The following is a 9,799-nucleotide window of genomic DNA, read 5'->3' on the forward strand; positions in this document are numbered from 1 at the left end:
GTCAACATCGCGGCTAATTTCCGGTAACCTTTGGTGCTTATCAAAAGAATCAATGCCATATCGCCTGCCGACACGGGGCCTTAATGCTCAAGCGCTACCTGCCGATATTCGCCTGGCTGCCCCACTACCATCGCCGTCTTTTCGGTGCCGACCTGCTGGCCGGCATCATCGTCACCGTGATGGTGATTCCGCAATCGCTGGCCTATGCCATTCTCGCCGGCCTGCCGGCGGTGGTGGGGCTCTACGCCAGTATTCTGCCGCAGTTGGTGTACTGCCTGTTCGGTACCAGCCGTACCCTCGCGGTTGGCCCGGTGGCGATTATCGCACTGATGACCGGTGCCGCCCTGTCGGCGGTGGCAAGCCCGGGCAGCCTGGAATACCTGCAGGCAGCGCTGGTGCTGTCGCTGCTGTCGGGCGGCATGCTCGCCGCCATGGGACTGATGAAGCTGGGCTTCTTCACCAACTTTCTCAGCCACCCAGTGATTTCGGGCTTTCTCACTGCTTCCGGGATCCTGATCGCCGCCAGCCAGACGGGCAGCATGCTGGGCATCGAGAGCAGCGGCTTCACCCTGCTCGAACGCCTTGTCACCCTGATCCCCAATCTCGGCGCCATCCACCTGCCCACCCTGGTGATCGGCCTGGGCACCCTGACGTTCCTGATCCTGATGCGCCGCTACGGGCGCGATACCCTACGCCGACTAGGGCTCGCTGCCGGGATCGCCGACTTGCTGGCCAAGGCCGGTCCGGTATTCGCGGTCATCGCCACCACCCTGGCCACCTGGCACTGGGACCTGGCGGCAGGCGGCGTGGCGGTGGTCGGTGCCATTCCCCAAGGGCTGCCGCCGCTGACGCTGCCGGTCAGCGAACTGTCGCTGTGGCGCGCGCTGTTGATCCCCGCACTGCTGATCAGCCTGGTGGGCTTCGTCGAGTCGATCTCGATGGGCCAGATGCTCGCCGCCAAGCGGCGGCAGCGGATTTCACCCAATCAGGAGCTGATTGGCCTTGGCGGTGCCAACGTCGCCGCCGGCCTCAGCGGCGGCATGCCGGTCACCGGCGGACTGTCACGCACCGTGATCAACTTCGATGCCGGCGCCCAGACCCCCGCCGCCGGTGCCTTCGCCGCGCTGGGCATCGCCCTGGTCACGCTGTCGATGACCTCGCTGCTCTACTACCTGCCGATCGCAACGCTGGCGGCGACCATCACGGTCTCGATCCTGACCCTGGTGGATATCGACATGCTGCGCCAGACCTGGCACTACTCACGCAGTGACTTCGCAGCCATGGCGGTAACCATTCTGTTGACGCTGGTCGAAGGCGTGGAAGCCGGCATCATCGCCGGTGTCGCGCTTTCCATCGGCCTATTCCTGTATCGTACCAGCCGCCCCCACAGCGCCCTGGTCGGCCGAGTACCTGGCACCGAGCACTTCCGCAACCTGACCCGTCACGAAGTGGAGACCGCCAGCCACCTCGCCCTGCTGCGCATCGACGAGAGCCTCTACTTCGCCAACGCCCGCTACCTCGAGGACACCGTCTACGACCTGGTCGCCAGTCGCCCAGAGCTGGAGCACGTAGTGCTGATCTGCTCGGCGGTCAATCTGATCGACGCCTCGGCGCTGGAGAGCCTCGACGCCATCAACGCCCGCCTCAAGGACTCCAACGTCACCCTGCACCTGGCGGAGGTCAAGGGGCCGGTCATGGACCAGCTCAATCGCAGCCACTTCCTCGATGAGATCACCGGCCGCGTCTTCCTGAGTACCTATGCCGCCTGGAGTGAGCTCAGCAAGCCCGCCTGATCGCTGGCGGGTTGCTCTCGCGCTATCGCACTAGACATTCGTCTAAACGCTACTGCCATGCCTGCCGTCCATCTCCCCCCTCCAGGCAGTTAGCCTCCTGAAATCATAGAGTTGCTCGGTAGTTCCCAGCATATTCCGTCGCCAGCCATTTCGCCCGGCCGTTTGACACCCACCGGGCAGCTTCCCTACTATCGAAATCAGTTTTCGAAACACAGTACCGCAGAGCAGAATACGCATAACAGAACAACACCAACAATCCCGGAAAGCTCACGAGGAGCCTCGCATGCGCCAGATCACTCGCCGACTTGCTGTCGCCACTCTTCCTCTCACGCTACTGGCCAGCGCCGTGGCGCAGTCGAGTGAGATCAATCTTCCCAGCACCATGGCCTGGACCGCCTACGGCACCAACTCCAGCGGCTATGCCCAAGCCGTTGCGATAGGCAATATGCTGCAGTCCCAACACGGCTCATCGGTGCGGATCCTGCCCGGCGACAACGACGTCTCGCGCATGACGCCGCTCAAGCAGGGTCGTGTCGACCTGTGCGCCTGCGGCATTGCCAGCTACTACGGCGCCGAAGGCGTGATGATGTTTGCCGACCGCGACTGGGGGCCCCAGCCGCTGCGGGTAATCACCACCTCGACGGCATCGTTTGGCCTTTCCCTGGCCGTTGCCGGCGACCTCGACGTGGAAACCCCCGCCGACCTGGCCGGCAAGCGCGTTGCCTATATCCGCGGTGACGATGCACTCAACAAGGGCACCGAGGCCTACCTCGCTTTCGGAGGCCTGACCTGGGATGACGTAGAGCGCGTCGACTTCCCCGGCTACAGCCGCTCGTTCGATGGCATTATCGCCGGTGATGTCGATGCGTCGTTCACCACTACCGTCACCCCTCCGGCTCAGCAGCTGGCCAGCAGCCCGCGTGGCATCAGCTGGCCGGTACTCGACCCTGATGACGAAGCCGGCTGGGCGCGCATGATGGCCGTCGCACCTTACTTCCGCCCCCATGAAGTCACCGCGGGCGCGGGGGGCGTCAGCGAAGACAATCCGGTGGCCAGTGCCAGCTACCCCTACCCGATCGTGGTCGCCAACCAAGACCTCGACGACACCGTCGCCTACAGCCTGATCAAGGCGCTCCAGAACAATTACGACGACTACAAGGACAACGCTCCCGGGGCCGTGGGCTATGCGCTCGAGTACCAGGACCTGGAATGGGTGGTGCCCTTCCACGATGCGGTCGTCGAGTACTACCGCGACATCGATGTCTGGACCGACGAGATGCAAGCCCATCAGGAACAGCTGGTCGAACGTCAAACGCTGCTGAAGCAGGCCTGGGATGACTTCATCGGTGATGCTCCAAGCGATGAGGACGACTTCACCGATGCCTGGATGCAAGCCAGAGCCGCCGCGCTGGATGATGCCGGTTTCGAGCCGATCTTCGAGTGATCACACGGGGCGGTGCACACCGCCCCATTTGCTTCACGGACGCCGCCATGACCACAGCTACGCCCCCCGCCAGCCCCCAGCAGGCCAAGGAAAAGATCACTCAGATCCGCACGCTGCCAAAGCCCATCCGCTGGCTGCCCGGTGCCATCACCACCGTGCTGATGCTGATGACGCTGGACTACCTGTTCAACATTGGCTGGCTGACTGTCGTCACCGGCCTGGAAACCCAGTTTTACTACGCCGTGGTGGCCCTGCTGCTGCCACTGGTCTACCTGCTATGGCCGATCAGCGCCGCTGCACAGGAGCGACCTGTTCCCTGGTACGACTATCTGCTCAGCGCCATCACACTGGTGGTGGGCGGTTACTTCGTCTATTACGCCGACTCGATCCTTCAGCGCGGCTGGGCCTTTGCCGCTCCGGATACGGCAGTCGTCGCCAGCTACGCCTACTGGCTGCTGATCATTGAAGCCGCTCGCCGTGCCGGGGGCTGGCCAATCGCGATCATCGTCAGCTGTTTCTCGCTCTACCCGCTGGTGGCGGATATCGTGCCGGGGCCGATTCAGGCCTTTCCGTCGTCGCTGGAAGAAACCGCCATGTACCACACCATGAGCACCGAGAGCATCATGGGGGTGCCGCTGCAGGCCTTTGCCGGCCTGGTGATAGGCTTCCTGGTGTTTGGCGTAGTGCTGCAGAAGAGCGGCGGCGGCAAGTTCTTCATCAACCTTGCCTTTGCCCTGCTTGGCCACGTCCGCGGCGGGCCCGCCAAGGTATCGATCTTCTCCAGCGGTCTGATGGGCTCGATGAGTGGCAGCGTGATCAGCAACGTGCTGACCACCGGCGTGCTGTCAATTCCCGCCATGCGACGTATCGGCATGGGCCGCTCCTTTTCCGGCGGCGTCGAAGCCTGTGCCTCTACCGGCGGTGTACTGATGCCCCCGGTGATGGGTGCCACGGCCTTCGTCATGGCGATGTTTCTCGACGTGCCCTACTCGGCCGTGGCGCTGGCTGCCGTCATCCCCTCGGTCCTCTATTTTCTCGGCCTGTTCATCCAGATTGACGCCTATGCCGCGCGTCATGACATCAAGGGGCTTCCAGTCGTGGAACTGCCCTCGCTGTGGCAGACACTCAAGGAAGGCTGGTACTTCATCTTCGTCTTTGCGCTGCTCGTGTGGATGCTGCTGGTGATGCAGCGTGAAGCAGTGGCCCCCTTCTACGCCACAGCGCTGCTGCTGGTGCTCAACCAGTTCTCCCGCCACAACCGCTGGGGCTTCAAGGAACTAGGCGAGACACTCTCCTCAGCTGCCAAGCTGTTTGCCGAACTGATCGCGATCCTGGCCGGCGTCGGCATGCTGGTCGGCGCACTGTCGATGACCGGCCTCTCAGGCACCATCGCCAATGATTTCATCCATATTGCCGGCGGCAGTGTGCCGCTACTGCTGATCATGGGCGCGCTGACCAGCTTCGTGCTCGGCATTGGCATGACCGTCACCGCGGCCTATATCTTCCTCGCGGTGGCACTGGCGCCGGCCCTGATCCAGGGCGGTGGGCTCGATCCCATGGCCGTGCACATGTTCATCCTCTACTGGGGCATGCTGAGTTTCATCACGCCGCCGGTGGCGCTGGGCGCCTTCGCCGCCGCAACAGTCGCGGGCGCCCGACCCATGGCGACCGGCCTGCAGGCCATGCGTCTGGGCAGCGTGATCTACTTTATCCCGTTCCTGTTCGTGCTCAACCCGGCCCTCATCATGCAGGGCGAGCCGCTGCAGATCGGTCTGGTGTTCGTCCAGGCACTGGTCGGTATCGTGCTGTTCGCGTCGGCCATGCAAGGCTACCTGATCGGCGTGGGCAGGCTCGGCGTCGGTGCCCTCTACGAAATAGTGGTGCGTGGGCTGGTGCTGGTGGCAGGCCTGCTGTTCGCCTTGCCCGGCGGTGGCATGGTGCCGCTCAGCCAGGTTGAACTGTTCGGCTTTGCCCTCGCCGCCCTGGTACCTGCGGTGCTGCTGGCCCGCTGGAGCCAGCGCCACGCCCAGCCACGCGCGGTCTCCATGCCGCCCACCGTCGACCCATGAGTGCCCCTATGCATTTCGCTATTCCCCTTACGGCTGACACTGGGAGTGATGACCTATGACGACACCGGTGACCTACCAGCGGCATGACGATGTCGGCGTCATCAGCATCGACAACCCGCCGGTCAATGCCCTCGGCCAGGCAGTGCGCCAAGGCCTGGTCGATGCGGTGACACGTGGCAACGAGGACGACCAGGCCCGCGCCCTGCTAGTCGTCGCCAAGGGCCGCACCTTTATCGCCGGTGCGGACATTCGAGAGTTTGGCAAACCGCCCCAGCCACCGCTGCTGACCGACGTCATCTGTCACCTGGAGGCGAGTGCCAAACCCCTCGTGGTAGCACTCCACGGCACCGCCCTGGGCGGCGGGCTCGAAGTGGCGCTGGGTTGCCAGTTCCGCGTCGCTCTGCCCGGCACCCGGGTAGGCCTGCCCGAGGTCAAGCTCGGCTTGCTCCCCGGGGCCGGCGGCACCCAGCGGCTGCCGCGGCTCACCGGCGTCGAGGCGGCGCTGGATCTGATTACCAGCGGGCGCTTTGCCAGCGCCGAGGAGGCACTGACGCTGGGCATTATCGATACCCTCAGCGACACCGACAGCCCCCTAGAGGCCGGCCTGGCAGTGGTCCGGGAGATGCTCGCCGGCACTTTCACGCCTCGCGTGACAGGCAATCTGCCGGCGCCCAGCGCCAATCCCGACGCCATTGCCGACTACCGCGCCAGGCTCGAGGCCGAGGACCCGGCGCTCTATTCGCCGTTCCGCTGCATTGAGGCGATTGCCGCCAGCACCGACATCAGCCTGAACGCAGGCCTGCGCCGAGAACGCGAGCTATTCCTGGCGTGCATGGACTCGCCCCAACGGGCGGGACTGATCCATGCCTTCTTTGCCGCCCGCACCCCACACAAGGTCCCCGGAGCAGATGAGTCAACGGCCATCACCCGGGTTGCACTACTCGGCCAGCATCCCCTGTTTCAACAGCTGGAGCGCAGCGCCGAGCGCACCGGCGTCACCCTGTCCGCCTCAGCGGATGCCTCGACCCAGGCCTGCCTGATCGCTCCGGCAGCAGAGGCGACTCACTGTCCCGAGGCGTGCCTGCGTATTGCGCTTATCGCAGATACCCAGGCCAGCCAGCTCGACACGCTAGACACCGAGCTGGCCCTGGTACTACCGGCCCGGGGGGCACTGGCAGAGCTGGTCTCACTCGACACTGAACCGACGCAGCAGCAGGCCGTCGCCAATCTGCTCAAGGGATTGCATCAGGGCGTGGTGGTCAGCCACCGCGGTAGCCTGCTGGCCGCACTTACGGACGCGGCAGGCGACGGCAGCGGCGATCCCCATGCAGCCATGGAGGCCATCAGCCTCATCCTTGCCGATCGCGGCTGGAGCTATCGCCACAGCGATATCGACCTGCTCGCCATCGAGGCGCTGGGCTATCCCCGCCACCTCGGCGGCCCTCATCGCCAGGCAAGCCTGGCGCTATCCGACACCTCGGAGATCGTTTCATGAACCTGACTTTCACCGCCGAGGAGCAGGCATTTCGTCAGGAGGTGCGCCACTTCCTCGAGACCTCCCTGCCCGCCGCCATTCGTGAACGCGTGCGGCTGGGTCGACGCCTCACCACCGATGACCATATCCACTGGCAAAACCTGCTCGGCGAACACGGCTGGCTTGGCGCCAACTGGCCCGCGGCACACGGTGGTCCTGGCTGGAGCCCCGTGCAGCGTCATATCTTCGACGAGGAGTGCGCTGCCGCGCACGCACCGACAGTGGTGCCGTTCGGCGTCAACATGGTGGCCCCGGTACTGATGAAATTCGGCAGCGAGACGCAGCAGCGCCACTATCTGCCGCGCATCCTCGACAACCGAGACTGGTGGTGCCAAGGCTATTCCGAGCCTGGCGCCGGCTCCGACCTGGCCAGCCTGCGCACCCGCGCCGAGCGCGACGGAGACTACTACGTGGTCAACGGTCAGAAGACCTGGACCACCCTGGGCCAGCACGCCAACATGATGTTCTGTCTGGTCCGCACCGACCCCAACGCCAAGAAGCAGGCCGGTATCAGCTTCCTGCTGATCGACATGGCGACCCCGGGGGTCAGCGTGCGGCCGCTCATCACCCTGGATGGTGCCCATGAGGTCAATGAGGTCTTTCTCGAGGACGTCCGCGTGCCGGTGGCAAATCGCGTCGGCGCCGAGGGCGAGGGCTGGACCTGCGCCAAGTTCCTGCTGACCCATGAACGGACCGGTATCGCCGGTCTGGGGCATGCCAAGCAGGCGCTGCACCACCTCAAGGCACTGGCGTCGCGACTTCAGCATCGTGGCAAACCACTCCTGGAACAGCCGATTTTCCGTCAGCGCGTGGTCAAGGCGGAACTCGAACTGATGGCACTCGAGGTCACCAATCTGCGGGTCATCGCCGCCGCTCGTGATGGCGGCGTCCCCGGCGCCGAAAGCTCGCTGCTGAAGGTGCGTGGCTCGGAGCTACGCCAGGAATTGAGCGACCTGACACGCCGCGCACTGGGGCCGGCGGCTCTGCCCTTCTTCCCGGATTTTCTTTACGGTGACGCCGAGCTTGCCGATGTCGAAATGGCTGAGGCGGCTGCCGCCAGCCCGCAGTACTTCAACCGCCGCAAGCTTTCCATCTACGGCGGTTCCAACGAAATACAGAAGAGCATTGTCGCCAAGACGATCCTCGGCATGTAAGGAGCCAGCATGGACTTTTCCTATAGCGACGAGCAGCGCATGCTCGCCGAGACGCTGGAACGGCTGGTCGCCGACCAGCCCGCGCCGGAACGACGCGCCAGCCAGCCCGACCTGGCTGCCGGCCAGTGCTCCCCCCTGTGGCACACCTTCGCCGAGCTGGGCCTGCTGCACATGCCCTTTGACGAGAGCGTCGGCGGTCTGGGCGGTGACGGCACCGACCTGATGATCACCATGCAGGCACTGGGCCACGGCCTGGTACCGGAACCCTACCTTGCCGGGCTACTGCTTCCCGGCGACCTGCTGGCCAGGCTTGCCGACGCGGACCAACGCGCCCGCTGGCTAACGCCCCTGCTCGAAGGGGAACACCAGCTTGCACTGGCGTGGCAGGAAAGCAGCGCCCGCTACGATATTCATGCCATCGCCACTAGCGCCCAGCGTCATGGCAATGGCTGGCGCCTCGATGGAAGCAAGCAACTGGTAATGGGAGCAGACGCCGCCGCCGCCATCCTGGTGACTGCCCGTATCGCCGGCGAGCATCCCGACGCGGACCGCCTGGGTATCTTCCTGATCCCCCCCGGCACCCCGGGACTGACCCGCAGCGACTACCGCACCATGGATGGTCAACCGGCCAGCGACCTGATACTGGAGAGCGTGACGCTGGACGGGCAAGCCTGCCTCAGTGAGAATGCCGCTGCAGCGCTGGATGCCACCTTCGCTGTCGGCATCGCGGCGCTGTGCGCCCAGGCAGTCGGCGCCATGCAGTCCAGCTGCGAGCAGACCCTCGCCTTCCTCAAGGAGCGCCGCCAGTTTGGCACGCCGCTCTCCACCTTCCAGACGCTGCAGCACCGCATGGTCGACATGCACCTGCACCTCGAACAGGCACGTTCCATGGCCATTCTGGCCGCCACCAGCCTCGACCGCCCTGCCCCAGAACGCGACTATCGTATCGCCGCGGCCAAGGCCTACTGCGGCGAGGCCGCGCGCTTCGTCGCCGAGCAGGCCATCCAACTGCACGGCGCCATGGGCATGACCGAGGAGTGCCTGGTGTCCCACTACGCCAAGCATCTGGTGATGTTCGACCACTATCTCGGCGACAGTGACTACCACCTCGAATACGTCAGCGAACACCTAAGCGCGGCCTGATACGACAAAGGGCCCCGCGAGGGGCCCTTTGCGTTGGCGGTTATCGCTAACGCTTGCCTTACAGCTTGCTCTCCAGCTCGGGCAGGACCTCGAACAAATCGCCAACGAGACCGTAATCCGCAACCTGGAAGATCGGCGCCTCCTCGTCCTTGTTGATCGCCACGATCACCTTGGAGTCCTTCATCCCCGCCAGGTGCTGGATGGCACCCGAGATGCCCACCGCGATATACAGGTCCGGCGCGACGATCTTGCCGGTCTGGCCGACCTGCATGTCGTTGGGCACGAAGCCGGCGTCCACCGCCGCCCTGGAGGCGCCAATCGCTGCCCCCAGCTTGTCGGCGATGCCGTCGAGCAGCTTGAAGTTGTCGCCGTTGCCCATGCCGCGGCCGCCGGAGATGACGATCTTGGCACCGCCCAACTCGGGACGGTCGGACTGCGCAAGCGCTTCCGTGACGAAGCGCGACTGGGCGTTGTCGGCGACATGATCGACGGTTTCGATGGCGGCGCTACCCGTGGTACTGACGGCGTCGAAAGCGGTGGTGCGCACGCTGATCACCTTGAGCGGGTCGTCGCTCTTGACCGTGGCGATGGCGTTGCCGGCGTAGATCGGCCGCTGGAAGGTGTCGGCGCTCTCTACGGCGATGATCTCGGAGAGCTGGCTG

At 64.8% G+C, this 9,799-nt stretch carries 7 protein-coding genes; 6 read left to right on the forward strand and 1 reads right to left on the reverse strand.

What is annotated here, in order from left to right; translation table 11 throughout:
- Positions 1-83: 83 nt before the first annotated feature.
- The 6 genes from BLT16_RS02055 to BLT16_RS02080 all read left to right on the forward strand — a co-directional run bounded on the left by BLT16_RS02055 (position 84) and on the right by BLT16_RS02080 (position 9,137).
- On the forward strand, positions 84-1,793 hold the full coding sequence (locus tag BLT16_RS02055; RefSeq protein ID WP_089656840.1) for a SulP family inorganic anion transporter: 1,710 nt from the start codon (positions 84-86) through the stop codon (positions 1,791-1,793).
- Positions 1,794-2,076: 283 nt separating this feature from the next.
- Positions 2,077-3,237 (forward strand): TAXI family TRAP transporter solute-binding subunit, encoded by a 1,161-nt coding sequence (locus BLT16_RS02060; protein WP_089656841.1) that lies wholly within the window; start codon positions 2,077-2,079, stop codon positions 3,235-3,237.
- A gap of 47 nt (positions 3,238-3,284) precedes the next feature.
- Positions 3,285-5,306 (forward strand): TRAP transporter permease, encoded by a 2,022-nt coding sequence (locus BLT16_RS02065; RefSeq protein WP_089656842.1) that lies wholly within the window; start codon positions 3,285-3,287, stop codon positions 5,304-5,306.
- Positions 5,307-5,361: 55 nt separating this feature from the next.
- Complete coding sequence (locus tag BLT16_RS02070) at positions 5,362-6,801, forward strand: enoyl-CoA hydratase/isomerase family protein (RefSeq protein WP_089656843.1); 1,440 nt, start codon at positions 5,362-5,364, stop codon at positions 6,799-6,801.
- Entirely contained in the window at positions 6,798-7,994 is a 1,197-nt protein-coding gene (locus BLT16_RS02075; RefSeq protein ID WP_089656844.1) for an acyl-CoA dehydrogenase family protein, read from the forward strand. The genes BLT16_RS02070 and BLT16_RS02075 overlap by 4 nt, the downstream gene beginning before the upstream one ends.
- Positions 7,995-8,003: 9 nt before the next feature.
- A complete protein-coding gene (locus tag BLT16_RS02080) occupies positions 8,004-9,137 on the forward strand; it encodes an acyl-CoA dehydrogenase family protein (RefSeq protein ID WP_089656845.1) in 1,134 nt (377 codons plus the stop codon).
- Between the two features lie 58 nt (positions 9,138-9,195).
- Here BLT16_RS02080 and BLT16_RS02085 read toward each other — a convergent pair.
- The coding region (locus BLT16_RS02085; protein WP_218124386.1) for an electron transfer flavoprotein subunit alpha/FixB family protein at positions 9,196-9,799 on the reverse strand (604 nt) is incomplete at its 5' end.

The organism is Franzmannia pantelleriensis (assembly GCF_900102875.1).
Taxonomy (GTDB): Bacteria; Pseudomonadota; Gammaproteobacteria; order Pseudomonadales; family Halomonadaceae; genus Franzmannia; species Franzmannia pantelleriensis.